21 protein-coding genes are annotated in these 23,079 nt (G+C 66.6%); 18 read left to right on the top strand and 3 right to left on the bottom strand.

All coding sequences use genetic code 11. From position 1 onward, the window contains the following. Window positions 1–22 precede the first annotated feature (22 nt). The 5 genes from AC1MDG_RS11945 to AC1MDG_RS11925 all read left to right on the top strand — a co-directional run bounded on the left by AC1MDG_RS11945 (window position 23) and on the right by AC1MDG_RS11925 (window position 5,846). Complete coding sequence (locus tag AC1MDG_RS11945; RefSeq protein ID WP_479809086.1) at window positions 23–1,192, top strand: class I SAM-dependent methyltransferase; 1,170 nt, start codon at window positions 23–25, stop codon at window positions 1,190–1,192. A 205-nt stretch (window positions 1,193–1,397) separates the two neighbouring features. Next, complete coding sequence (locus AC1MDG_RS11940) at window positions 1,398–2,600, top strand: ROK family transcriptional regulator (protein WP_479804046.1); 1,203 nt, start codon at window positions 1,398–1,400, stop codon at window positions 2,598–2,600. Between the two features lie 118 nt (window positions 2,601–2,718). After that, window positions 2,719–4,074: an extracellular solute-binding protein gene (locus AC1MDG_RS11935; protein WP_479804045.1), complete on the top strand. Its 1,356-nt coding sequence runs from the start codon at window positions 2,719–2,721 to the stop codon at window positions 4,072–4,074. A 3-nt stretch (window positions 4,075–4,077) separates the two neighbouring features. Further along, the gene (locus AC1MDG_RS11930; protein ID WP_479804044.1) at window positions 4,078–4,959 is read left to right on the top strand and encodes a carbohydrate ABC transporter permease; all 882 of its coding nucleotides are present in this window, start codon (window positions 4,078–4,080) and stop codon (window positions 4,957–4,959) included. After that, the gene (locus AC1MDG_RS11925; RefSeq protein ID WP_479804043.1) at window positions 4,956–5,846 is read left to right on the top strand and encodes a carbohydrate ABC transporter permease; all 891 of its coding nucleotides are present in this window, start codon (window positions 4,956–4,958) and stop codon (window positions 5,844–5,846) included. The genes AC1MDG_RS11930 and AC1MDG_RS11925 overlap by 4 nt, the downstream gene beginning before the upstream one ends. 8 nt (window positions 5,847–5,854) lie before the next feature. Here the strand turns inward: AC1MDG_RS11925 and AC1MDG_RS11920 are convergent, their stop codons facing one another. After that, window positions 5,855–6,052 (bottom strand): hypothetical protein, encoded by a 198-nt coding sequence (locus AC1MDG_RS11920; protein ID WP_479804042.1) that lies wholly within the window; start codon window positions 6,050–6,052, stop codon window positions 5,855–5,857. Between the two features lie 161 nt (window positions 6,053–6,213). On the opposite strand from AC1MDG_RS11920, the gene AC1MDG_RS11915 reads away from it, so the two are divergent. The 9 genes from AC1MDG_RS11915 to metE all read left to right on the top strand — a co-directional run bounded on the left by AC1MDG_RS11915 (window position 6,214) and on the right by metE (window position 16,250). Further along, the gene (locus tag AC1MDG_RS11915) at window positions 6,214–7,221 is read left to right on the top strand and encodes an AAA family ATPase (protein ID WP_479804041.1); all 1,008 of its coding nucleotides are present in this window, start codon (window positions 6,214–6,216) and stop codon (window positions 7,219–7,221) included. A 10-nt stretch (window positions 7,222–7,231) separates the two neighbouring features. Then, entirely contained in the window at window positions 7,232–8,155 is a 924-nt protein-coding gene (locus tag AC1MDG_RS11910) for a DUF58 domain-containing protein (protein ID WP_479804040.1), read from the top strand. 37 nt (window positions 8,156–8,192) lie between these two features. Then, complete coding sequence (locus tag AC1MDG_RS11905) at window positions 8,193–8,690, top strand: hypothetical protein (protein WP_479804039.1); 498 nt, start codon at window positions 8,193–8,195, stop codon at window positions 8,688–8,690. After that, entirely contained in the window at window positions 8,681–9,694 is a 1,014-nt protein-coding gene (locus tag AC1MDG_RS11900; protein ID WP_479804038.1) for a vWA domain-containing protein, read from the top strand. Before AC1MDG_RS11905 ends, AC1MDG_RS11900 begins: the two co-directional genes overlap by 10 nt. Next, entirely contained in the window at window positions 9,691–10,701 is a 1,011-nt protein-coding gene (locus AC1MDG_RS11895) for a VWA domain-containing protein (protein ID WP_479804037.1), read from the top strand. Before AC1MDG_RS11900 ends, AC1MDG_RS11895 begins: the two co-directional genes overlap by 4 nt. Then, entirely contained in the window at window positions 10,698–11,465 is a 768-nt protein-coding gene (locus AC1MDG_RS11890; protein WP_479804036.1) for a hypothetical protein, read from the top strand. Before AC1MDG_RS11895 ends, AC1MDG_RS11890 begins: the two co-directional genes overlap by 4 nt. A gap of 112 nt (window positions 11,466–11,577) precedes the next feature. After that, a complete protein-coding gene (locus AC1MDG_RS11885; RefSeq protein WP_479804035.1) occupies window positions 11,578–12,453 on the top strand; it encodes a CPBP family glutamic-type intramembrane protease in 876 nt (291 codons plus the stop codon). Window positions 12,454–12,839: 386 nt separating this feature from the next. Next, the gene (locus AC1MDG_RS11880; RefSeq protein ID WP_209750549.1) at window positions 12,840–13,811 is read left to right on the top strand and encodes a methylenetetrahydrofolate reductase; all 972 of its coding nucleotides are present in this window, start codon (window positions 12,840–12,842) and stop codon (window positions 13,809–13,811) included. A gap of 81 nt (window positions 13,812–13,892) precedes the next feature. Continuing rightward, entirely contained in the window at window positions 13,893–16,250 is a 2,358-nt protein-coding gene (gene metE, locus AC1MDG_RS11875; RefSeq protein WP_479804034.1) for a 5-methyltetrahydropteroyltriglutamate--homocysteine S-methyltransferase, read from the top strand. 142 nt (window positions 16,251–16,392) lie between these two features. Here the strand turns inward: metE and AC1MDG_RS11870 are convergent, their stop codons facing one another. Next, complete coding sequence (locus AC1MDG_RS11870; protein ID WP_043482019.1) at window positions 16,393–16,899, bottom strand: DUF2004 domain-containing protein; 507 nt, start codon at window positions 16,897–16,899, stop codon at window positions 16,393–16,395. 112 nt (window positions 16,900–17,011) lie between these two features. Between AC1MDG_RS11870 and AC1MDG_RS11865 the strand changes: the two genes are divergently transcribed. Then, window positions 17,012–18,448: an aldehyde dehydrogenase family protein gene (locus tag AC1MDG_RS11865; protein ID WP_479804033.1), complete on the top strand. Its 1,437-nt coding sequence runs from the start codon at window positions 17,012–17,014 to the stop codon at window positions 18,446–18,448. On the opposite strand, the gene AC1MDG_RS11860 is transcribed toward AC1MDG_RS11865, so the two are convergent. Further along, on the bottom strand, window positions 18,445–19,365 hold the full coding sequence (locus AC1MDG_RS11860; RefSeq protein ID WP_479804032.1) for a LysR family transcriptional regulator: 921 nt from the start codon (window positions 19,363–19,365) through the stop codon (window positions 18,445–18,447). The two genes, AC1MDG_RS11865 and AC1MDG_RS11860, sit on opposite strands and share 4 nt — an antisense overlap. Before the next feature lie 209 nt (window positions 19,366–19,574). Here AC1MDG_RS11860 and AC1MDG_RS11855 point away from each other — a divergent pair, with 209 nt between their 5' ends. From AC1MDG_RS11855 to AC1MDG_RS11845, 3 genes are read left to right on the top strand one after another with little or no spacing between them, the layout of a single operon-like run. Then, window positions 19,575–20,957: an NAD(P)/FAD-dependent oxidoreductase gene (locus AC1MDG_RS11855; protein WP_479804031.1), complete on the top strand. Its 1,383-nt coding sequence runs from the start codon at window positions 19,575–19,577 to the stop codon at window positions 20,955–20,957. Further along, a complete protein-coding gene (locus tag AC1MDG_RS11850) occupies window positions 20,957–21,685 on the top strand; it encodes a DUF1365 domain-containing protein (RefSeq protein ID WP_479809085.1) in 729 nt (242 codons plus the stop codon). Before AC1MDG_RS11855 ends, AC1MDG_RS11850 begins: the two co-directional genes overlap by 1 nt. Continuing rightward, on the top strand, window positions 21,682–23,073 hold the full coding sequence (locus AC1MDG_RS11845; protein WP_479804030.1) for a class I SAM-dependent methyltransferase: 1,392 nt from the start codon (window positions 21,682–21,684) through the stop codon (window positions 23,071–23,073). The genes AC1MDG_RS11850 and AC1MDG_RS11845 overlap by 4 nt, the downstream gene beginning before the upstream one ends. Window positions 23,074–23,079: the final 6 nt, after the last annotated feature.

Here is a 23,079-nt window from a genome sequence, read left to right as displayed (position 1 = left end):
AACGACTGTCAGTGGCATGACGATGGACAGGGAAGAAGGCAGCTTGGACGTGGCGGAAAACAGCGTGGAATCAGTATTTTCCGGCCTGCGCCGGTTCCCCGACGTTGAAGCCCCCAACCTCCAGGCCTGGGATGCCACTGACAAGCTGCTCCTCGAAACGGCGGCCGGACTTCTGGGACCGAACAGCTGCGTGGCCGTGGTCGGTGACCGCTACGGCGCCCTCACGCTCGCGGCGCTGGCCGCCTTCGGCGTCCGGCAGGTGAAAGTGCATCAGGACCTGATCACGGGGGAGCGTGCGCTCCGCACGAACGCCGCGGCGCTTGGGGTCGTCGCCGGTTTTGACCAGCTGCCGCTCGGTGCGGGCCTGTTTGACGGTGCCGACGTGGTGCTGCTCCAGTTGCCCAAAACCCTCGCGGAGCTTGAGGAAGTGGCCGACGCCGTGGCCCGCTACGCCGCGCCGCACGCGATCCTGCTGGCAGGCGGGCGGATTAAGCACATGAGCCTGGGCATGAACGCCGTCCTGCAACGCTACTTTAACAACGTCCAGCCACAGTTGGCGCGACAGAAATCCCGGATCCTGATCGCCAGGGACCCCAAGCCCGTCACCGGACCGCCGCCGTTTCCCGTGGCCGACCGCAACAGCGAAATCGATCTCACGGTCTGCGCACGGGGCGCGGTATTTGCCGGCACCAAGCTCGACATCGGCACACGGTTCCTGCTGAGGTACCTGCCGGACATGCCGTCGGCGGGGAACGTGGTGGACCTCGGATGCGGGACAGGCATATTGGCCGCCATGTATGCCAGAAGCCATCCGGAATCGAAGGTCACGGCGACAGACCAGTCAGCGGCCGCCGTCGACTCCGCCCGGGCCACCTCGGAAGCCAACGGCCTGGCCGGCCGGATCACCGTTCTCCAGGACGATGCAATGGCCTCCCTGCCGGACGGAAGCGCCGGCGTCATCCTGTTGAATCCGCCCTTTCACCTGGGTGCCAGCGTCCACGCCGGGGCCGGGATCAAGATGTTCCGTGCCGCAGGAAGAGTGCTGGCGCCGGGCGGGGAACTGTGGACCGTCTACAACAGCCACCTGCAGTATCTTCCGGCCCTCGAACGGTTTGTTGGTCCCACCCGCGTGGCGGGCAGGAACGCCAAGTTCACGGTGGCTGTCAGCACCGGACGCGCCCCGCACGAGTGACGGTACAAGTGCCGCGGGGGCGGGGCCGGTGCGGCACCGCCCCGGAAGCGAAAGCACCGTCCCACAAGTCCGCGTGTGAGCGTACCGCCGCGCGCGCAGGTAACGTACGATTCAAGCATCAGTAGTGCATAACCGAAGACGTTTAGGGGAATCCGTGACTGAGATCCGCACGCCAACGCCGAGGCGCGGAACAAATTTGCCCCGCATGGGGGACTTCAATCTCACGGTGATCCTGGATGCCATCCGGCGGTCCTCCGGCGGCCTCAGCCGGGTGGAGCTCGCCCAGATCGTAGGGCTCTCCCCGCAGACCATCTCCAACATCTCCCGGCGGCTGCTCGACCAGAACCTCATCGTCGAAGCCGGCAAGGAAGGAAGCGGTCCGGGTAAGCCGCGCACCATCCTCCGGTTGAACCCCGCCGGAATGTATGCCGTGGGAGTCCATCTGGATCCGGCCGTGACCACATTCGTTGTACTGGACCTTGTCGGATCCGTCGTCAGGCACTCAAGGATCAACACGCCCGGCGCCAGCGACCCCGACGGCATCATCGCCACCATTGCCGCTGAGATCAAGGACCTGGTGGCTGCCTCCGGCGTGGACCCGGAAAAGATCGCCGGTCTCGGCGTCGCCGCCCCGGGCCCCATCAACCTGGATGAGGGGACCGTTGTTGATCCGCCGCTGCTGCTCGGGTGGGACCGCGTGCCGCTGCGGGACGCCCTCGCGGAGGCCACCGGACTCTCCACCCTGGTGGACAAGGACGTCACCAGCGCCGCTGTAGCTGAAACCTGGGCCGGCGGCCCCAGCGGCTCCGGCAGCTTCGTTTTTATGTACATGGGCACCGGCATCGGCTGCGGCATCGTCCTGAACGATGAAGTGGTGCGCGGGACCTCGGGGAATGCCGGCGAAATCGGGCACATCATTGTCGACCCGGACGGGCCGCCCTGTGACTGCGGGCTGCGGGGATGCGTGAAGTCAAGCAGCATCCCGCAGGTCCTCGTGGCCCAGGCTGAAGCCGCCGGGGTACTGGACGTCGTACGCCATTCCTCCGGTGCCCTGGACATCCAGGAGAGCTTCGCAAAACTTTGCGACGAAGCCGACGCCGGAAACAGCAAGGCGGCCGAGATCATTGACCACTCCGCCGTCCTGGTGGCGCGTGCGGTCGCTGTGGTCACGAACACCCTGGACGTTGAACGGGTGGTCTTCGGAGGCCCCTTCTGGACGCGCCTCTCACGGAGATACCTGGACCGTGTTCCCCGGCTGCTGGCGGACAACAGCGCTGCACGCCAGATCCACGGCATAGAGGTTGTCGGAACCGGCGTGGGAGAGGACGTAGGTGCCATCGGCGCGGCCTGCCTGGTGCTGGAGCATACGCTGGCCCCCCGCGCACAGCGGCTGCTGCTGGAAGGCTGACGCCTCCGTTCCGCTGTGTTGTCAGTGGGCAGTACTAACCTGAAATTGCATATCGGCTAAAGGCTGGGGCCAGCTGGAGGACATTGGGGGCTGCAGCCGCTCGAAAGATTGGAGCGTCATGCACCGCCCTGCCAAAGTCCTTGCGGCGCTGATGTCGGCGGCAGCGCTGCTGGCCACATCAGCCTGCTCGGCAGAACAGCCGGCCGCCGAGAAGCGGACGCTGAAGATCGTCTACCAGAAGACCGATTCGTTTTCCGCCCTCGACACCCTATTCAAAGACGCCAAGAAGGATTTCGAAGCTGCCAACCAGGGGACCACCGTGGAACTGCAGCCCATCGAAGCCAATGATGACGACTATGGCACCAAGCTGGCGCTGAGCCTTCGCTCGGCCGAGACCGCCCCGGACGTCTTTTACGAGGACACGTTTAAAGTGAGGTCCGACGTCGACGCCGGATACCTCCTGAAACTGGACGGCTACCTCGAAAAATGGGACGACTGGAAGTTGTACAACGAGGCCGCCAAGGCTGCCGGTACCGGAGACGACGGCGGGATCTACGCTGTGCCCCTCGGGACAGATACCCGCGCCATCTGGTACAACAAGAAAGTCCTGCAAAAAGCAGGCATCGCCGTTCCATGGCAGCCCCGGAGCTGGGACGAAATCCTCGAGGCCGCCCGCAAGATGAAGGCATCGGACCCGTCCCTGGTCCCGTTCCACATGTACGCCGGCAAGGGCACCGGCGAAGGCACAGTGATGCAGAGCTTCTACGAGCTGCTCTACGGCACGGACAGCGAACTCTATGACCAGCAGGAAAAGAAATGGGTGGTCGGCTCCCAAGGGTTCACTGATTCCCTGTCCTTCCTGAAGACCCTCTACGACGAAGGGCTTGCCGTCACGCCCGCGGAGGCGCTTGACGCCAACGTCTGGAAGAAGGTTTTCGGCGAATGGCTGCCAAAGGGCAGGATGGGCGCCACCGTGGAGGGCTCCTACACGCCGTCGTTCTGGCAGAAGGGCGGCAACTACGAATGGGACGGCTATGCGGAGGACATGGGTGTGGCGAAGTTCCCCACCCAGCGCGGCCAGGAACCGGGCGGCGTCAGCATGTCCGGCGGATGGACGCTCGCCGTCGGCGCCGACTCCAAGAACCCGGACCTGGCGTTCAGGTTCCTTTCCGAGGCCCTGAGCAAGAAGAACTCATTGGCTTTCACCGTGTCAGGCTCCCAGATCGCCGTCCGAACGGACGTCGCCGCCGAACCCGAGTACCTGGCTGCGAATCCGTTCGTCAAGGACGTCTCCGAGCTCGTGTCCGTCACGCATTACCGGCCCGCCACAGCGGACTACCCGCGAATCTCCGCCGCAATCCAGGTGGCCACTGAAGCCGTAATCACCGGTGCACTCTCGCCGCAGGAGGCAGCCGAGCAGTACGACAAGACAGTTAGGGACCAGGTGGGTGACGCCAAGGTCCTGCAGAAATAACGCATGGGTGAACGAAGAACGGTCCGGCAGCAGCTCCGGCTGCTGCCGGTTGTGCCCTCTGTCCTGTTGCTTCTCCTCTTCCTGGCGGCGCCTGTCCTGTGGTCTTTCCACGCCTCCTTCACCAACGCCGCCCTCACCGGCCGCAACGCCAGGAACCCGACCTGGACCGGGGTCGAGAACTACGCACGGCTGCTCGGGGACTCCGCGTTCCCGGCCGCGGTTGTCCTGACAGTTACCTTTGTGGTGGCGTCAGCTGTTCTGGGCCAGAACCTGCTGGGGCTTCTGATCGCCGGCCTGATGACACGCGCCCGGAAGCCGGTGTCGGCCGTGGTGGGCACCGCCGTCGTTGCGGCCTGGGTGCTTCCCGAGATCGTTGCCGCCTTCGCCGCTTACGCCTATTTCAGCAAGGAGGGGACGCTGTACCAGCTGCTGGGCGGAGTTGGCGCTGCCCGGGCCGACTGGCTCTACGCCTACCCTATGGTGGCCGTGGTGCTGGCGAACATCTGGCGCGGCACCGCGTTCTCCATGCTGGTCTACCGGGCAGCCCTCGCCGACGTTCCGCGTGACATCTCCGAGGCCGCCCTTATGGACGGAGCCGGCGGCTGGCAGCGCCTGGTCTTCATCACCCTGCCGCTGATCAGGTCCAGTATTGCCACCAACCTGATGCTGGTGACGCTCCAGACGCTGGCTGTGTTTACTCTCATCTGGGTGATGACTGCCGGCGGACCGTCCAATGCCAGTACCACGCTGCCGGTCCTTGCCTACCAGGAGGCCTTCAAGTTCGGAGACATCGGCTACGGCACGGCGATCGCCTCGGTACTCATTGTCCTGGGCCTGGTGTTCGGGATTTCCTACGTCCGGCTGCTCAAGGGGGAGAAGCAGTGACGACGGCAGGCGGGCGGCCCCTTGAGTCAGCTTCACGGCGGCCCGCCCGCGGTGGGGTTGCCTCGCCGGGATTCCGCCGGGCCCGGATTCCGGCTGATGCGGCGCTGCTGCTGATTGGCGCCTGCTTCGTGCTGCCGCTGTTGTGGCTGGTGTTCGCCTCCCTGGACACAACAGCCGGCTACCAGACACAGGTGCCGGCCCATGCTTCGCTCGACAACTTCGCGGCCGTCCTCACCCCCGAGTTGCTGCTCGGGCCGCTCTGGAACAGCTTCCTGCTGTCCGGCGGCACGGCAGCGGTCACCCTGGTGGCGGCCGTGCTGGCCGCATACCCGCTGTCCCGTTTCCAGTCCCGGTTCAACAGGCCGTTCATGTACTCGATCCTGTGCGGCACCTGCCTGCCGGTTACCGCCATCATGGTGCCTGTCTACGGCCTGTTCGTCCAGCTGCGCCTGCTGGATTCCCTGCCGGCCACAGTCCTCTTCATGGCGGCAACGGCGCTGCCAATGGCCATCTGGATGGCCAAGAACTTCATGGACGCGGTGCCCCTTTCACTGGAGGAGGCCGCGTGGGTGGATGGAGCTTCCGGGCTCACGGCCCTGCGTGCCGTGGTGCTGCCGCTGATGCGCCAGGGGCTGGGAGTGGTGTTCATCTTCGTCTTCATCCAGACCTGGGGGAACTTCTTCGTCCCCTTCATCCTGTTGCTGTCCCCGTCAAAGCAGCCGGCATCAGTTTCGATCTTCAGCTTCTTCGGACAGCACGGCGCAATTGCCTACGGCCAGCTGGCCGCATTCTCGATCCTCTATTCAGTTCCGGTCCTGGTGCTCTACGTGCTGGTGGCACGGGGAGCAGGCGGATCTTTTGCGCTGTCCGGGGCGGTGAAGGGGTAGGCGCACCTTCAGTCGATGTCCTCGACCACGGTCCCGAACGGGATCGTGTCGTCCAGGTGGGCCTGGTGGCCGTGGGGCAGGTTGAGCACCCGGACTCCGTGCACTTTTTCCGCCGCCGACTGCATGAGGATCGGCCGGACAGTGTTGATGAAACTCTCGCTCTTGCCGGCGAGATACTCCTGGTAGCTGGCTGGAAGCTGGATCATGCCCTCAGGATAGTCCTGCGCAGCCTCCATGGGGAGGGCTCCCCATTGTGGAATCCACCGCCCGGAGCTTGGATAGTATGGCCCGTGGCGGACGCCTTGTGAACGCCGGCAATCCGGCAGCAGCAGCGGCCGTTCTTGAACAGCAACCAGGGGGACTTCCAATGCTTCAGACTACGGCCGCCGCCCGGATCGAAGCGGCGGAACTGGCCCGGGCGCAACAGGTCATGGCCAGCATTTCCCGCAGCTTCGACGCCAAGGTCGTAGGTCAGGCAAGACTCCGGGAATCGCTGCTGGTCGGGCTCATGACCGGAGGCCACATCCTGTTGGAAAGCGTGCCCGGGCTGGCGAAGACCACCGCCGCACAGACAGTTGCGGAGGCCGTCAGCGCAGAGTTCCGGCGAATCCAGTGCACCCCTGACCTGCTCCCCAGCGACATCGTGGGGACGCAGATCTATGATGCCGCCAAGGGCACGTTCGTCACCCAACTGGGCCCGGTCCACGCCAACATTGTGCTCCTGGACGAGATCAACCGTTCCAGTGCGAAGACGCAGAGCGCCATGCTCGAAGCGATGCAGGAGCGGCAGACGTCCATCGGGGGAGTGGTGCACCCGCTGCCGTCCCCGTTCCTTGTGCTGGCGACGCAGAACCCCATCGAGCAGGAGGGCACCTATCTGCTGCCCGAGGCGCAGATGGACCGCTTTATGCTCAAAGACGTCCTGGACTACCCCACGCCGGCCGAAGAGGCCGAGATCATCCGCAGGATTGATTCCGGCGTCTTCACCGATGAACAGCGCCCGGCCGCCGCGGCATCGCTGGACGCCGTCTCGGAAGTGCAGGGACTGGTCAAACGCGTCTACATCGACCCCGCCATTGTGCGGTACATCGTAGGGCTGGTGTTTGTCACCCGGAACGCCGCCCAGTACATCGACGGCCGGCTGGCGGGTTTCATTGAATTTGGAGCGAGCCCGCGCGCCAGCATCGCCTTCAGCCAGGCCGCCCGCGCTGTCGCCCTCCTGAACGGCCGGGACCACGTGATTCCAGAGGACGTGAAGGCACTGGCCCACCGCGTGCTCCGGCACCGGATCATCCTCGGCTTCGAGGCAGTCGCGGAGCAGGTACCGGTGGAGACCGTCATCGATGCCATTGTGGCGTCCGTTCAGACTCCCTGAGCGCGCCCGGATGTCCAGCCTCCTGACCCGGGTGAAATCGAAGATGTCCATCTTCGCCCACCGCAAGGCACGCGGAATGCTCGACGGCGAGTACGGTTCCGTTTTCAAGGGCCGCAGCCTGGACTTTGATGACCTGCGGGCCTACATTCCCGGCGACGAAGTCCGCGACATCGACTGGAAAGCTTCCGCCCGGCACGGATCCCCACTTATCCGGCGCTATGTTGCCGTGCGGCGGCAGACGGTGCTGCTGGTCACGGATACCGGACGCAATATGGCTGCTTCCTCGCTCGGCGGCGAAGAGAAGAAGGATGTTGCGGTGATGGCCCTGGGCGTGGTGGGCTATCTTGCCCAGCGGCACGGCGACGTGGTGGGGCTCGTGTGCGGTGACGGGACGTCTACCCGGTCCCTGCCCGCCAAAGCCGGCGAAGCACACCTGGAAAGGCTCCTTCGTGAAGTCAACGACGCCACGGCGCTGACCTCGCCCCGCAGCAGCATCGGCGAGCAGCTCTCCTATGTGGCACGCAACTTCAGCCAGCGCATGCTGCTCTTTGTTGTGGCCGACGAACTGGTGCCGGATCCCGGCATGGAGCGGCTGCTGCGCCGCCTGCGCGCCCAGCACGAGGTCCTCTGGCTGACCGTCCGGGACGCGCAGCTGGCCGGGTCCGACGCCGCGGGGACACACACCGCCGGGACGCAGGGGGCCGCCACCGGACCTGCCGCCCGCTACGACGTTGCGGATGGCATGCTGCTCCCCGGACGCCTCGCGGCGTCGGAAGCCATCATTCGCGCCTATGCCGCGGCCCAGGAGCAGCGCGACGCGGCACGGGAGGCTGTACTGCGGCGATTGGGCATCGCCCACGTCCATGCCGGCAGCAGCCATGATGTGATGCCTGCCGTGTTCACCCTGCTGGAACGGCACCGCCGTGGAAAATGACGCAGGCTTCTATGCCCCCCTTTCGTACAGTGCCTGGTTGCCCTGGGCCGGGTTCGGCCTCCTGTTGATCGTGGCCGGCTGGCTGGCATACGTCTTCCTGAGCACCCGGCCACGGAGGCACGTATCCGCCGCAGCACCCTCCCCGCCGCCGCGGGATCCGTCCAGCCTGAAGCAGGACTACCTGCGCCGGATCGATGCTGTGGCAGCCCAGGCCGGGGCCGGCCGGCTGTCCGCACGTGCCTCGCACCAGGAGTTCAGCCTGCTCATCAGGAGCTTTGTCCGCGACATTGCCGGGATCGACGCACCCCGGATGACGCTAGCGGAGCTCCAGCAGCAGAACATCCCTGCGGCCGCCCGGGCCGTCAGCAGCCTTTATCCGGCGGAATTCGGCCCCGCGCCGCGCGACACTGAACCCCGCCAATCTGAACCGCGCGACACTGAACCCCGCGCCTCTGAACCCCGCGCCTCCGAACCCCGCGACTCGGTCGCGATTGCGGCGGAAACGGCCCGGGAGGTGGTCCGGACATGGAACTGATCTTCTGGTGGATGATTCCTGCGGCCCTCCTTCTTGGCGCGGCGACGTACTGGCTGGCGCGGAAACGGCAGGACGGCGACCCCACCGCCCGGCGCCCCGTGGCCAACGGTCACCGGCTCACCGAACTGCCGGAGTACCAGGCCGCCGTGCGGCGCCACCGGCGCTGGCTCACGGTTGCCGCCGTCGCCGGGGGAGTGCTGATGGCAACTGCCATCGTGGCAGCAGCACGGCCCGCAGAACGAACCACCGTCAGCCCCGAACAACGCAACCGCGATATCATCCTGTGCCTCGATGCCTCCGGATCGATGAGCGGCGCGGACGCGGCGGTGGTGGAGGTCTTCGCCCGGCTGGCACAGGGATTCGACGGCGAACGGCTGGGCCTGACCGTCTTCGACAGCAGCGCGGTGCAGGTCTTTCCGCTGACTGACGATTACGACTTCGTGCAGGAACAGCTTCAGGCTGCCCGGAAAGCGTTCGACGGCGCACCCGGCAGCGCCGCGTTCCTGGACGGCACATGGAACGGCGCAGGCTCCTCCCTGATCGGTGACGGGCTGGCCTCCTGCGTTCAGGGCTTCCCGGCAGACGGCGGTGGTGGGCAGGCTACTCCGGACGGCACCGGGGAACGATCCCGCTCCGTCATTTTGGCCACCGACAATTTCATTTCAGGCGAACCCATCTTCACCCTGCAGGAAGCGGCGGCGCTGGCCAAGAAGAAGGACGTCCGTATCTATGCCCTCAACCCCGGAGACTTCGATTACGGGTCTGACCCCGACCAGCCCGGCGTTCAGCTGCGCGCCGCCGCGGAGGGGACCGGCGGGGCGTACTACCCGCTGGACAGCCCGGAAGCGGTGACGGACATAATTAGCCGAGTCCAGTCAACGCAGGCCACTGCCTTCAAAGCCGCCCCGCAGGCCGTCGTGTCGGACCGTGCTGAGATCCCGCTGAGCATCGCGTTGGTGTCCGGACTCGTCCTGGCCGGTGCCACGTGGAGGCTCAGATCATGACCTTCCAGCCCATCTGGCCCTGGTGGGCCATGCTTCCCATTGTTGTCGCCGTCGTCGGTTTCCTGGCATGGACGGCACACCGGGACCGGCTCCGCCGAGCCGGACTTCACGGCTGGCTGTTGTCCTCCGGCCTTGTTGTCCTGCTGCTGCTGGCGGCGCTCCGCCCGGGTTTACCCGGCGGCAGCGTCGGGGCAGCGGCAAGCGACTTGAACGTCTTCTTCGTGGTGGATACCACCAGCAGCATCGCTGCCGAAGACTACGGGGACGGCAGCCCCAGGCTCGAGGGCGTCCGGAAGGACATCATGGCCATCGCCGGGGAGCTGGCCGGGGCCCGGTTTTCCATGATCACCTTCGACTCCCAGGCGGTGGTCCGGATGCCCCTGACCACGGACGCGTCAGCCATTGGCACCTTGATCAGTGTGCTTGAACCCCAGATCACCGTGTATTCGACGGGCAGCAGCGTCACCGCCGCCCGGACTGTCCTTACCGAACGGCTGAGGGCTGCACGGGAGAGCCACCCCGAGCGCGCCCGGATTGTCTACTACCTCGGCGACGGCGAGCAGACCAGCGGCAAGGCGCCGGAAGCCATGACCGTGGACGCTTCGCTGGTCAACGGCGGCGCGGTGCTCGGCTACGGCACCGTCCAGGGCGGGCGGATGAAGGAGAAAGCGGGCTACTCATCCGACGAAGCCGCCGACTATATCCAGGACCGCAGCGGCGGGAGCGCCGGGGACGCGGTGTCCCGAATCGACGAGGAAACGCTGCGGCAGATCGCAGCGCAGCTCGGTGTGCCCTACGTTCACCGAACGGCCGGGGAGGGAGTGGCACCGATGATGCAGGCGGCCAAGCCCGGGGCCCTCAAGGAGACCTCGGAGTCACTCCAGGGCAGGGTGGAGCTGTACTGGGTCCCGGCGCTGGGTGTCTTCGTACTGGCGCTGTGGGAGAGCCTCCGGGTGCTCCGCGAACTGAGGCAGCTCAGGCCTGCACGGCCGGAGGTCCGCGCATGAACCTGGTACCCGGCCCGCCACCCGTCACGGGCTTCCGCAGGCGGCGGCGCCGTTTGCTGCTCGGATCCGCAGCGCCCCTGCTGGTGGCGGTGGCGCTCGCTGTCAAGCTCCTGAGCGTCGGTTACCTGGGCGGCGAAGCGGCGGGATCATTCGCCCGCGGCGACCAGGCAGCCCTGGCATCCGCCGCCTCCGGACTAGGGATTGCGAACATCGTGGAACCCCACAAGGCTCCCTTTGCCGCAGCCGACGCCCTGGTGTTGGGCGGGGACTTCGCCGGCGCCCGGGCCCTCTTCGAAGCATCCCTGGCAGACGCCCCGCCCGGCGACGAATGCAAGGTGCGCGTCAACCTGACCCTGAGCATCGAGCGGCTGGCGGACAAGGCCGCGGAGTCCGGAGATCCCGGCGCAGACGCCGCAAAGCTGTACGACGACGGCCTGGCCGTGATCAAGGCCGCCCCGTCCGGTTGCTTCAGCCGCGAGGCCGGCCCGGACGGCGCCAACGGTGCGGACGGCGAGGGCGACCGCCTCCGGGAAGCCGCGGAACGGCTGCAGGGTAAAGCGGACAAACTCGGAAAAGCGGCGCCCGGTGCTGAACCCGCGACCGGCGGCACCCAGTCCAAGCCCGATCCGGAACCGCAGCAGAGCCAGCTGGACAAACTGGAGGAGGCCGCCAAGTCCGCGCAGCGGGAACGCAACGGCGGCATGCAGCGGGATGAGTACCTCGGGAACACCGATACCGGGTCCGGAACGGACAAGCCCTGGTGATCTGCGGGAGTTGCGACCAAATGCCCTAGCGCCAAGCACCGGCGCGGACCACGCTGATAACGGGGGAGGCGGAACGACAGAGCGGCGGCTCCACATGAAGTTTGCTAGGAATGTGAACAGGCCTCAATGGATGTGGGCCTCGTGGCTGGTTGCGGCGATGCTTTCGCTGGCGTTCCTGGACCTTTCTGTCTACGGTTTGGTGATTCCGGCTTCAGCCCTTGTTCTCGCCCTTCTGACAGGTCCCGGACTCCGGAGGCGGGGGAGGGCGCGGACAAGAGTCGACAAGCTGGACCTGGCCGTGGTGGCGGCACTGTACCTCGCCGTCGTCGTGCTGTTCCGACTGGCGTTCACGGTCTTCACCGCTGCCAACGTCCTGGGCCTCTTCCTGTGCTTTGGCGCCGGACTTGTTCTGGGGGTCGCCGGGCCGGTGTTCTACACGGTGCGGCGGCGGCGGCCTTTGTCCGACCTGGGCCTGTGGTTGGGGAACTGGAAACAGGCTGTCGTCCTGGGCCTTGTCCTGTCTGCAATCCAGTTCGCCATCACGCTCTGGGGTTATGCGCTGCCGGCGCCCGTGGACTGGGTTCCGCTGGCCGTTATGTCGTTGACTGTCGGTGCGTTCGAGACGGTCTTTTTCCGTGGTTTCGTCCAAACACGCCTCAGCGCGAACCTGGGCCGGATACCCGGCATCGCCCTTGCGGCGGCCCTGTACGCGGTGTACCACGTGGGCTACGGGATGAACTGGGAAGGAATGGTTTTCCTGTTCGGGCTGGGGGTGGTGTACGCCGTGGCCTTTGCGCTGGTCCGGAACGTCCTTGTCCTGTGGCCGTTGCTCACTCCGCTGGGTTCGTTTTTCAACAACCTCAACAGCGGGGATATCGAGCTTCCGTGGGAGGCGATCCTCGGATTCGCCGATGTCCTGGGCCTGATGGTCGCCGCTGTCTGGTTGGGGCGCCGGCGGCTGCGGAGGGCGGCCCGCCGCCCGGCCTGAAACCGCGGGCACCGGAACCTCAGCTTCCGGACGCTGGTCAATCAGGGTGCTTTCGGCGAACAATGTTCTGTGCGGTGCCGCAACAGAGCGTAAAGGTGCGTCTTAATTCGGGAGCCAGCTTGAACGCGCCGGAGCCGGGCCCTAGAGTCTTATACAAGTTACCGAGGTAACGTGTCAGCGATCCTCCGCCAGGAGGGTGTGGGTGCCCCCATGTGGGCCTGACATTTGCTCACGGACAACTTCCTGTCAGGCGTAACAGTCGCGGCTGCGCCCTGCCGAAGTTCACTCCGTGTTCCCAAACTCAAATTCATTGACGGTTCGTCGTTTCCGAGGTCCCCTTGGACTGAGGAACAGCTGCCGGCAGTGGCCCAAAGCCAAGGACGCAAATGTCTCCACCTAGCCTTATTGACACACATCCGAATCTCTCCGACGCCGCTCCGGTGGCGCTTTCGTACGAGCTGTTCCCGCCGCGTTCACCGGCGGCCGCCGAGTCGCTCTGGACCACCATTGGTGAGCTGGAAGCCACGGACCCGGACTACGTTTCCGTGACGTACGGCGCCAGCGGATCAAACCGGGACACCGCCGTCGAGCTCATCAACCGGCTTCTGCTGGAGACCACGCTGCGCCCGCTGGCCCACCTGACCTGCGTGGGCAACACGCCGGAGGAACTGTCCGAGATCATCGGCGAGCTGCTCGACGTCGGCGTCCGCGGGATCCTGGCCCTCCGCGGTGACCGGCCCAAGGACGGCGCAGCACCGGTTAGCGGTTCCCTTCGGTACGCCCAGGACCTGATCGAACTGATCCGCCGCGTGGAGCAGCGCCGTTCGGCGCTGCTGTGTGCCGGCAAGGTGGCCGTCGGCGTTGCCGCGTACCCCACCCGGCACCCGGAATCACCCACTGAGGCCCACGACGTCGAGGTGCTGCTGGCCAAGCAGCGCTCCGGTGCGGACTTCGCCATCACGCAGGTGTTCTTCCACACCGAACAGTTCGCCGACCTCATCACGAGGGCGCGCCGGGCGGGGGTCACGATCCCCATCATCCCGGGCGTGATGCCCCTGACCAGCGTGCGCCGGCTGAACCGCCTGGCCGAGCTGACCGGCGTCGAACCCGCTCCGGAACTGATGGCGCGGCTGGCCGCTGCGGACACCGACGCCGAACGGCGCCTGATCGGAGTCCGGGCAACAGTGGACCTGGCCAATGCCGCCCTGGACGCCGGTGCGCCCGGAATCCACCTGTACACCTTCAACGAACACGCCTGTGCGCTGGAGGTCCTGGACAAGCTGGCCCTGCCCCGCCCCGCCCGTCCGGCGAGCAGGCTTAACGCCATTGCCCGCCGCCACCAGGAAATGGCGAGCTGACGTCGGGCCCCGCCCGTCAGCACTGCTTTCCAGCACCCAACTCTCCCCCCTTTTTTCACCAACGCTTCCAAGGAATTCCACATGACTGAGCAGAACACCCCTGCCGTGACCACCCCGTTCCCGTCCGCCTCGATCCTGGGCTACCCGCGCATCGGCCGCCGCCGCGAACTGAAGAAGGCCGTCGAAGCCTACTGGGCCGGCAAAATCGACGCAGCCGCCCTTGACTCCGCCGCCAAGGACATCCAGCTGGGCACCGCCAAGCGCCTGCAGGGCCTTGGCCTGACCGAAGCCGCCGCTGTGCCGGGCACCTTCTCCTACTACGACCAGGTGCTCGACGCCGCCGCCCACCTCGGCGCCGTGCCGGCCCGTTTCGGCAACCTCCTCAACGCCGAGGGCCAGCTGGACATCGACGGCTACTTCACCCTGGCCCGCGGCACCAAGGACGAGCAGCCGCTGGAGATGACCAAGTGGTTCGACACCAACTACCACTACCTCGTGCCGGAAATCGGCCCGGAGACCAACTTCGCGCTGACCTCCAACCGCATCGTCGAAGAATTCGAATACGCCCTCGCCAACGGTGTGGAGACCCGCCCGTACATCGTCGGTCCGGTCACCTTCCTGCTCCTGAGCAAGCCTTCCGACGACGCCCTGGCCGGTTTCAGCCCGCTCTCCCGCCTCGAGGACGTGCTGCCGGTCTACGCCGCGCTGCTGGAGAAGCTGGCCGCCGCCGGCGCCGGCTGGGTCCAGCTGGACGAGCCCGCCCTGGTGGTTGACCAGGACACCCCCGCCGAAGAGATCCAGGCCGCGGTTGCCCGTTCCTACGAGGTCCTCACCGCTGCAGCACAGCGTCCGCAGCTGTTCGTCTCCACCCCTTACGGCGCACTGAACGGCCAGCTCGGCATCCTCGCCGCGACCAACATCGACGCCCTGCACCTCGACGTCTTCAAGGGCGCGGTTCCCTCCGCAGCGGCACTCGCCGCACTGGGCAACAAGACCCTGGTTGCCGGCGTCGTGGACGGCCACAACATCTGGCGTAACGATCTTGCCGCCTCTGCGGAGAAGATCGCCGAACTGAAGAAGTCCGTGGCCCAGCTGGCCGTCAGCACCTCCACCTCCACCCAGCACGTCCCGCACGACGTCGAGGAAGAGACCCAGCTGTCCGAGCAGCTCCGCAGCTGGCTGGCGTTCGCCGACCAGAAGGCCGTTGAGGTTGTTACTCTCGCCGGCCTGCTGACCGACGCCGCCGGTGGTGAAAGCGCGGTGCAGCCGGCCATCGACGAAGCCACCCGCGTCATCGGATCCCGTGCCGCAGCCGAGGGTGTCCAGCGCGCCGACGTCCGGGCACGCACCGCTGCCCTGACCCCGGCCGACTTCAACCGCTCCGAGTACTCGGTCCGCGAAGCCGCCCAGGAAGAGGCCCTGCACCTGCCGCCGCTGCCCACCACCACCATCGGCTCCTTCCCGCAGACGTCCGAAATCCGTTCGGCCCGTGCCCGCAACAACAAGGGCGACCTCACCAACGAGCAGTACGAGCAGCTCATGAAGGACGAGATCAAGCGGGTTGTGGAGCTGCAGGAAGAGCTCGGCTACGACGTCCTGGTCCACGGCGAGCCCGAGCGCAACGACATGGTCCAGTACTTCGCCGAGAACCTGGAAGGCTTCGACGTCACGGTCCACGGCTGGGTCCAGTCCTACGGCTCACGCTGCACCCGTCCGTCCATCCTCTGGGGCGACGTCACCCGCAGCGCCCCCATCACCGTGAAGTGGGCAGAGTACGCACAGTCCCTCACGAACAAGCCGATGAAGGGCATGCTCACCGGTCCGGTCACCATCCTGGCCTGGTCCTTCGTCCGCGACGACCAGCCGCTGGGCGAGACCGCCAACCAGGTTGGCCTGGCACTGCGCGACGAAATCACGGACCTCGAAGCAGCCGGCATCAAGGTCATCCAGGTGGACGAGCCCGCCCTGCGCGAACTCCTTCCGCTGCGCAAGGCCGACCAGGCCGCCTACCTGGACTGGTCCGTGAACTCGTTCCGCCTGGCCACTGCCGGGGCTGCCGATTCCACCCAGATCCACACCCACCTGTGCTACTCCGAATTCGGCGCCATCATCGACGCCATCGACGGTCTGGATGCGGACGTCACCTCCATCGAGGCCGCACGCTCACGCATGGAGGTTGTCCACGACCTCGAGTCCCACGGCTTCGGCCGCGGCGTGGGTCCGGGCGTCTATGACATCCACTCGCCGCGCGTTCCGGGTGAGCAGGAAGTCACCGAGCTGCTCAGCACCGCCGTGAAGCACGTCCCGTCCCGCCAGCTCTGGGTCAACCCGGACTGCGGCCTGAAGACCCGCGGCTACGCCGAGACCGAAGAGTCCCTGCGTAACCTGGTCGCGGCCACCAGGACGGTCCGCGCCGAACTGCTGCAAGCAGCCAAGTAGGGTTTCGGCGGCCTCAACCACCGCTAGAGATTACGACGGCGGCCGGTCACCCGAGGTGACCGGCCGCCGTCGTGCTTTAACTATCGATTGCTGAGCAACCGCCGTTCTGAGGGCTCAATAGGGCCGTAGTGGAGCAGTCGATTTACGACTCCCAGACGATTTCGTCGTCCACGACGCCGTCCTCGTCGGCGGAGGCCACCAGGACTTCGTCAGTGAAATGCTCGCCCAGGGTGAAATCCAGGACGAAGTAGCGTTCAGGCTGGCCGGGGTAGATTCCCACGTGGCCGAGCTTCAGCGCCTTGAGGAACACGGCATTCGTCAGCTGGCTCTTGTCTTCCACGCCAAAGACCTTCTTGAGGTGTTCGTCCTTAATGGCGTTGCAGTGGAAGTGCCGGTACTCCTGGGGGCTGGTGCCCTCCTGCTCCAGTTCCTCGGCGATCATGTCCCGGACCTGGTCCACGAGCTCGGGCAGGTACCGCAGCCGGTAGTCCACCTTGTGCATGGCCGCCTCGTCGAAGTGGTCGTGCGCATTGATGTTCAGGTCCAGCTCCACCGGCTGGCCGGCCAGTTCATGCCGCGCTGCGATGTTGTGGTCCCGGCCATGGTTGAGCTCGATCTCACCAAAGTGCCGGCTCGCTACCTTGTTCATATGTTCAACATAGTCCTCTCGGGCAGTCCATTCCAGCATCGGTGGTTTTTATCTGGCGCTGTATCCCCGGGCTGTAGCCCGTCCTGCGTCCCGGCACGGGTACATTGATCGGATGCACACTCCCGCCGCCGCCGTCGCCCGATCCCGCGAGCTTTTCGACAGCGGGGTGAGCCGCCCCCTGGCCTGGCGGCTGGAGCAACTGGGCAACCTGCGCAGGATGCTGACTGAACGCCGGGAGGATTTTGCCGGCGCCCTGCTCAGCGACCTGGGCAAGCACCGGAGCGAATCACAGCTGACCGAAATCGGATTTGTGGCCGCGGAAGCCGCCCACCTGGAGCGGCATCTGGCGGCCTGGCTTCGGCCCCGACGGGTGGACGTGCCGCTGGCCGTGCAGCCGGCCCGGGCCTGGACCGAACTGACTCCGCTCGGAGTGGTGCTGGTGATCGGGACCTGGAACTACCCGGTCCAGTTGACGCTGGCGCCGATGGCCGGCGCCCTGGCGGCCGGGAATACCGTGGTGGTCAAGCCGAGCGAGCACGCCCCTGCCACATCAGCCGCCCTGGTGAGGTGGGTGCCGGAGTACCTGGGCGGTGCCGCCGAGGTGGTGCCCGGAGGAATCCCGGAAACCAAGGCGCTGCTGGCTGAGCGCTTCGACCACATCTTCTTCACCGGCGGGCAGGACGCGGCCCGCGTGGTGATGCGTGCAGCGGCCGAGCACCTGACGCCGGTGACCCTGGAACTGGGTGGCAGGTGCCCGGCGTACGTGGACGGGACCGCCGACCTCGGGGCCACTGCCCGCCGCATCGCCTGGGGCCGGTTCATGAATGCCGGGCAGACGTGCGTGGCACCGGACTACGTGCTGGCCGCCCCCGGGGTGCTGGACGCGCTGGAACCCCTGCTTGTGGACGCCATCACTGCCATGTTCGGCGAGGACCCGGCGCGCAGCGCTTCCTATGGCCGGATCGTTGATGACCGGCATTTCGAACGAATCGCTGAACTGGCGGACGGCAGCACCGTAGTGCACGGCGGACAGCGGGATCCGGACAGCCGGTACTTTGCACCGACCCTGCTGCGCCCCGCCCCCGGGGATGCAGTCCTGGGCGAGGAAATCTTCGGTCCCCTGCTGCCGCTGGTGCCGGTGTCCGGGCGGGACGAAGCCATCCGCATGATTAATTCCGGCTCCAAACCGCTGGCGGTGTATGTCTTCAGCGAGGACGACGGCGTGCGCAGCGCGTTCGCATCGGAAACCTCTTCCGGTGCGCTGGGCTATGGGGCGCCGGCGGCGCACCTGACGGTGCCGGGCCTGCCGTTCGGCGGGGTTGGCGGCAGCGGCATGGGGGCTTATCACGGTGAACATTCCGTGCGGACGTTCTCGCACGAGCGGGCCGGCCTGGACAAGCCGATGTGGCCGGACACCCTGGGGCTGGCCTATCCGCCCTATGACACGGCGAAGGACAAGGTAGTGTCCGCCCTGTTGGCGTTTGCCGGGCGGGTGCCGGGACGTCCGACATTCCGAGGGTCCAAAGCCCGCCGTTCCAAGGCACGCTAATTCTTGCGCGCGGTTCCCAGGCTGTGCAGCGTATCGGCCAGGAGTTCGACGAAGAGCTGGACCCGGGCCGTCCGTTTGTCATTGATCAGCAGGGCGAAGACGTTCCGGGCCAGCCGGATCTCCGGAACGTCAAGGACCACCACGCCGGAGGGCCGGTGCCGGAGGGCAAGTTCGGGAACCAGTGCAGCGCCGAGTCCGGCGGCGGCCATCTCAAGGCTCGCATGGAAGTCGTCACTGTAGGCCACCACCCGGGGGTGCAGGTTGCAGCTGGCGAACAGCCGTTCAATCACCGTGGCGTCGCTGGTGCCCGGGTGATGGACGATCCACGGCATGTCTGACAGGTGGTCCGCCGCCACCTTGGCCTCGGCGCGGAAGCCCCAGGCCGCCGGCAGCACCACACGGAACTCGTCGTCGCCGATCCATTGCCGGTTCACGGTGTGGGGCCACGCCAGGCCCGACTGGCCCACCTGGTAAACCAGGGCCACATCGAGTTCGCCGCCGGTGCGCAGCCCCTGGATGGTCTGGGACGGCTCAGCCACGGACACCCTGAGGTCGATGCCCAGGTCCTTCCACTTCGGGTTCTGCAGGATGCGCGGCAGCACGTACGTGGCCAGGCTGGGGAAGATGCCCAGCCTGAGCTCCTGGTGGGTAGCGTCGTGCGTCCGGGAGGCGGCCGCCATGAGCGCCTCGATGTCGGTCAGGACCTTGGCGGCGTGCCGCGTCATCACCAGGGCGGCCTCGGTGGGTTGGATGCTCCTGGCCGAACGCTGGAAGAGGTCCACGCCCGTGTCCCGCTCCAAGGCGGACATCTGCTGCGACACGGCGGAGGCCGTGTAGCCCAGCCTGTTGGCGGCTGCCGCGAATGAACCAAGGCGGGTGACCTCCACGAGGGTCCGCAGATGAACAGGGTTGATCAATGGTTGCCCTTCGCCTCGGAAATCCCGCTTCATTGTGGCATATCGCCCAGCGGCCCCGGAATGTCGCGTCAGGCGGCCCGCGTTCATGGGGCAGAATCGCGTCAAGGTGCCCGGCTGGAATTCACAGTCATCCGGGCGCCCGTCGGCGACGAATTGTCCATAAGACGATTCATCAGGACGATTCAGGCGAAGCCAACAGGAGCAGAACAGTGTCGCAAGCAGCAAGGATTCCGGACGGCCGGCGGGTAGCCGTCATTGGCAGCGGCGTGGCAGGACTGACCGCAGCCTATGTCCTGAACCAGCGGGACAACGTGACAGTATTCGAGGCGGACTCCCGGCTGGGCGGACATGCCCATACCCACGATGTACAGCAGGAGGGCGGCCCGGCCCTCCGGGTGGACACGGGTTTCATCGTCCACAATGAACGCACCTACCCCACGCTCCTGCGGCTTTTTGCGGAGCTGGGCGTCGAGACGCAGGACTCCGAGATGAGCATGTCGGTCCGCTGCGACGGCTGCGGCCTCGAATATGCCGGTGCCCGTGCCAAGGGGCGCGGCATCATTCCCCGGCCCTCCACCTTGCTGCGCGGACGGTACCTGCTGATGCTGCTGGAAGTGACGCGCTTCCACCGCCGTGCCCGCGCCCTGCTGGCCGGGGCACCCGGGGGTGCGGACAGCTCGGCGGAACCGGAACTGACGCTGGGGGAGTTCCTCGCCCGGGAGAAGTTCAGCAGCTACTTCATCTCGCACTTCATGACCCCCGTGGTGAGCGCCGTCTGGTCCTGCGACCCCACCACGGCGCTGGCCTACCCGGCCCGCTACCTGTTCACGTTCCTGGCCCACCACGGCCTGCTCGGAGTGTCAGGCTCCCCGCAGTGGCGGACGGTCAAGGGCGGCTCCCGCACCTACGTGGACAAGCTGGCCGCCACGCTCACGGACATCCGGCTCTCCAGCCCGGTCACGTCGGTGCGACGCCACGCTGCGGGCGTTGAGCTGGCCACCGCGCAGGGCACGGAAACCTTCGACGCCGTCGTGATTGCAACCCACCCCGCACAGGCGCTGCGCATGCTGGCAGATGCCTCCGCAGCAGAGCGTGCGGCCCTCGGCGGCATGCCCTACTCGGTGAACCAGACACTGTTCCACCGCGACGAAGCGGTCCTGCCGCGCAGCGCAAACGCACAAGCATCCTGGAACTACCGGCTGCCGTCCTGCGATGCGCGTCCGGACAAGGTGCTGGTCAGCTACGACATGACCCGCCTGCAGCGGCTCGCACCTGCCGACGGCGGACGCTACATCGTGAGCCTCGGGGAGTCCCACCTCATCGCCGACGGGACGGTCCTGGACCGGATGGTCTACGAGCACCCGCAGTACACGCCGGATTCCCTCCGGGCGCAGCAGCAGATCCTGGCCCTGGGGGACGGACGCCTGGCCTTCGCCGGCGCCTACCACGGCTGGGGCTTCCACGAGGATGGTGCCCTTTCCGGGGTCAAGGCGGCCGCCCGGCTTGGCCGGAACTGGGAGCAGCGCGGCGGGGAGCAGCAGGCGGCGGTATCCGGCCCCGGCCTGGAAAGCGTCGCCGCGGAGGTCGCGTGATGGAAGCGGCAGCCATCTACCGGACGTCGATAGCGCATGTGCGGCGCACGCCGCTGCACAATGCGTTCACCTACCGCAGCTACAGCTGGTACGTCGACGTCGACCGGCTTCCGTCACTGCCATGGCCGCTCCGGCCGCTGGCCGGGTTCCGCGTGGCGGATCACCTTGGCGATCCTGCCGGGACGCTCCGCGGCAACGTCGAACGGTTCCTGCGCACCCGGGGGATAGAGCTCGACGGCGGCCGGATCACCATGCTGGCCAGCGCCCGCGTGTTCGGCCACGTGTTCAATCCGCTCAGCCTGTTCTGGTGCCACGACGCGTCCGGCGGCTTGCGCTGCGTGGTTGCGGAGGTCCACAACACCTATGGGGAACGGCACTGCTACCTGCTCGAAACGGACCACACCGGCAGGGCAAGCGTTCCCAAAGCGTTCTACGTTTCCCCGTTCAACGACGTCGAAGGCCAGTACCGGATGAAACTTCCGGAGCCGGGGGACCGGCTCGCGGTATCCATCGTGCTGGAGCGCGAGGGGCAGAAGCCTTTCGTGGCCACAGTTGACGGCGAACGGCACGACGCTTCCGTCCCGAACATCCTGGCAGCCGCGCTCGCAGTTCCGCTGGCGCCGCTTCGCGTGTCCGCGCAGATCCGCTGGCAGGGCATCAAGCTTTGGGCACGTCGGCTGCCCGTCATCAAAAGACCCCACCACCCCTCACAGGAGGCAGTACAGTGACCATCACCGAAGCTACCGGATCCGCAGCGGGACGCGGACAGGGCGAAGGCCACTCAGGCCGGGTTCCCTACACGGTTCCGCGGCCGCCCGTCACTATCGACGCCACCTTCTGGCCCAGCATCGCCTCGACGCCGGACAGCCTCAAGGCGCGGGTGGCCGGACGGATTGCCGATGCCATCTTCAAAGCCGCCGTCCGGACCCTTCCGCTGGAAGTCCGGTATCCGGATGGCACCGTGCTCGGCAAAGCGGCGTTCGATCCCGCACCCGCCACCCCGTACCCGGTCATGACGATGAACAGGCCGGATGCTTTCGCCGCCCGGCTGGGCGACGGCGGGCTGATCGGACTGGGTGAGTCCTACATGGCCGGTGACTGGGACGCGGACGACCTCACCGCCGTCATGGAAGTCTTCGCAGCCCGGGTCGGGACCCTCGTGCCCGAGCCGCTCCAGAAACTGCGCGCCCTCTACCTGCCGCGCCAGCCGCGCAGGGAACGGAACACCGAGCAGAACACCCGCTCCAACATCTCACGGCACTACGACCTCTCCAACGAACTTTTTTCCTCCTTCCTGGACAGCACCATGACCTACTCCAGCGCGCTGTTCCCGGAGCGGGGCGATGCCCTGCGGACCGTCGCATGGGACGGATTCGCTGCCGCGCAGCAGGCGAAGATCGACCGGCTGCTGGACAAAGCCGGCGTCGGCGAGGGAACACGCGTGCTGGAAATCGGCACCGGCTGGGGCGAACTCGCGCTGCGGGCAGCGGCCCGCGGCGCCACCGTGTACTCGGTCACGCTGTCCAGCGAACAGCAGGAACTGGCCCGCCAGCGCGTCGCCGAGGCCGGCTACGCCGACGCCGTCACCATTGAGCTCAAGGACTACCGGGCGGTGGAAGGCGAGTACGACGCCGTCGTCTCGGTGGAAATGATCGAGGCGGTCGGCTACGAATACTGGGCCACGTACTTCCAGACGATCGAGCGCGTCCTCGCGCCCGGCGGGAAGGTGGCCATCCAGGCCATCACCATCGCGCACGACCGGCTGATCGCCACCCGGACGAGCTACACCTGGGTGCACAAGTACATCTTCCCCGGCGGGGTCATTCCGTCCGTCAGGGCCATCGAGGAAATCACCGAGAAACAGACCGGGCTCCGGGTCCGTGAACGCCTCGCCATGGGTGAGCACTACGCGCAGACCCTGCGCCTCTGGGAGGAACGGTTCATGTCCCGCGCCGACGAGGTGGCGGCCATGGGTTTCGATTCGATTTTCCAGCGGATGTGGCTCTTCTACCTCTGCTACTCCAGGGCGGGTTTTGAGACGGGCTACCTCGACGTCCAGCAGATCGTGCTGGACCACGCAGCCGCCAATCGGTCAGCCGGCGGAGCCGCAGTATGACGCCGC

Source organism: Arthrobacter sp. AIWTK1, from assembly GCF_056680535.1.
The sequence above is the reverse complement of the archived record's forward strand: the minus strand, read 5'-3'. Positions and strand labels throughout refer to the sequence as shown.

What these genes read in the sequence shown, in the direction of transcription:
- AC1MDG_RS11945 (WP_479809086.1), top strand. Translation starts at nt 23, where the DNA reads ATGGACAGGGAAGAAGGCAGCTTGGACGTGGCGGAAAACAGCGTGGAA.
- AC1MDG_RS11940 (WP_479804046.1), top strand. Translation starts at nt 1,398, where the DNA reads ATGGGGGACTTCAATCTCACGGTGATCCTGGATGCCATCCGGCGGTCC.
- AC1MDG_RS11935 (WP_479804045.1), top strand. Translation starts at nt 2,719, where the DNA reads ATGCACCGCCCTGCCAAAGTCCTTGCGGCGCTGATGTCGGCGGCAGCG.
- AC1MDG_RS11930 (WP_479804044.1), top strand. Translation starts at nt 4,078, where the DNA reads ATGGGTGAACGAAGAACGGTCCGGCAGCAGCTCCGGCTGCTGCCGGTT.
- AC1MDG_RS11920 (WP_479804042.1), bottom strand. Translation starts at nt 6,052, where the DNA reads ATGATCCAGCTTCCAGCCAGCTACCAGGAGTATCTCGCCGGCAAGAGC.
- AC1MDG_RS11915 (WP_479804041.1), top strand. Translation starts at nt 6,214, where the DNA reads ATGCTTCAGACTACGGCCGCCGCCCGGATCGAAGCGGCGGAACTGGCC.
- AC1MDG_RS11910 (WP_479804040.1), top strand. Translation starts at nt 7,232, where the DNA reads ATGTCCAGCCTCCTGACCCGGGTGAAATCGAAGATGTCCATCTTCGCC.
- AC1MDG_RS11900 (WP_479804038.1), top strand. Translation starts at nt 8,681, where the DNA reads ATGGAACTGATCTTCTGGTGGATGATTCCTGCGGCCCTCCTTCTTGGC.
- AC1MDG_RS11895 (WP_479804037.1), top strand. Translation starts at nt 9,691, where the DNA reads ATGACCTTCCAGCCCATCTGGCCCTGGTGGGCCATGCTTCCCATTGTT.
- AC1MDG_RS11890 (WP_479804036.1), top strand. Translation starts at nt 10,698, where the DNA reads ATGAACCTGGTACCCGGCCCGCCACCCGTCACGGGCTTCCGCAGGCGG.
- AC1MDG_RS11880 (WP_209750549.1), top strand. Translation starts at nt 12,840, where the DNA reads ATGTCTCCACCTAGCCTTATTGACACACATCCGAATCTCTCCGACGCC.
- metE (WP_479804034.1), top strand. Translation starts at nt 13,893, where the DNA reads ATGACTGAGCAGAACACCCCTGCCGTGACCACCCCGTTCCCGTCCGCC.
- AC1MDG_RS11870 (WP_043482019.1), bottom strand. Translation starts at nt 16,899, where the DNA reads ATGAACAAGGTAGCGAGCCGGCACTTTGGTGAGATCGAGCTCAACCAT.
- AC1MDG_RS11865 (WP_479804033.1), top strand. Translation starts at nt 17,012, where the DNA reads ATGCACACTCCCGCCGCCGCCGTCGCCCGATCCCGCGAGCTTTTCGAC.
- AC1MDG_RS11850 (WP_479809085.1), top strand. Translation starts at nt 20,957, where the DNA reads ATGGAAGCGGCAGCCATCTACCGGACGTCGATAGCGCATGTGCGGCGC.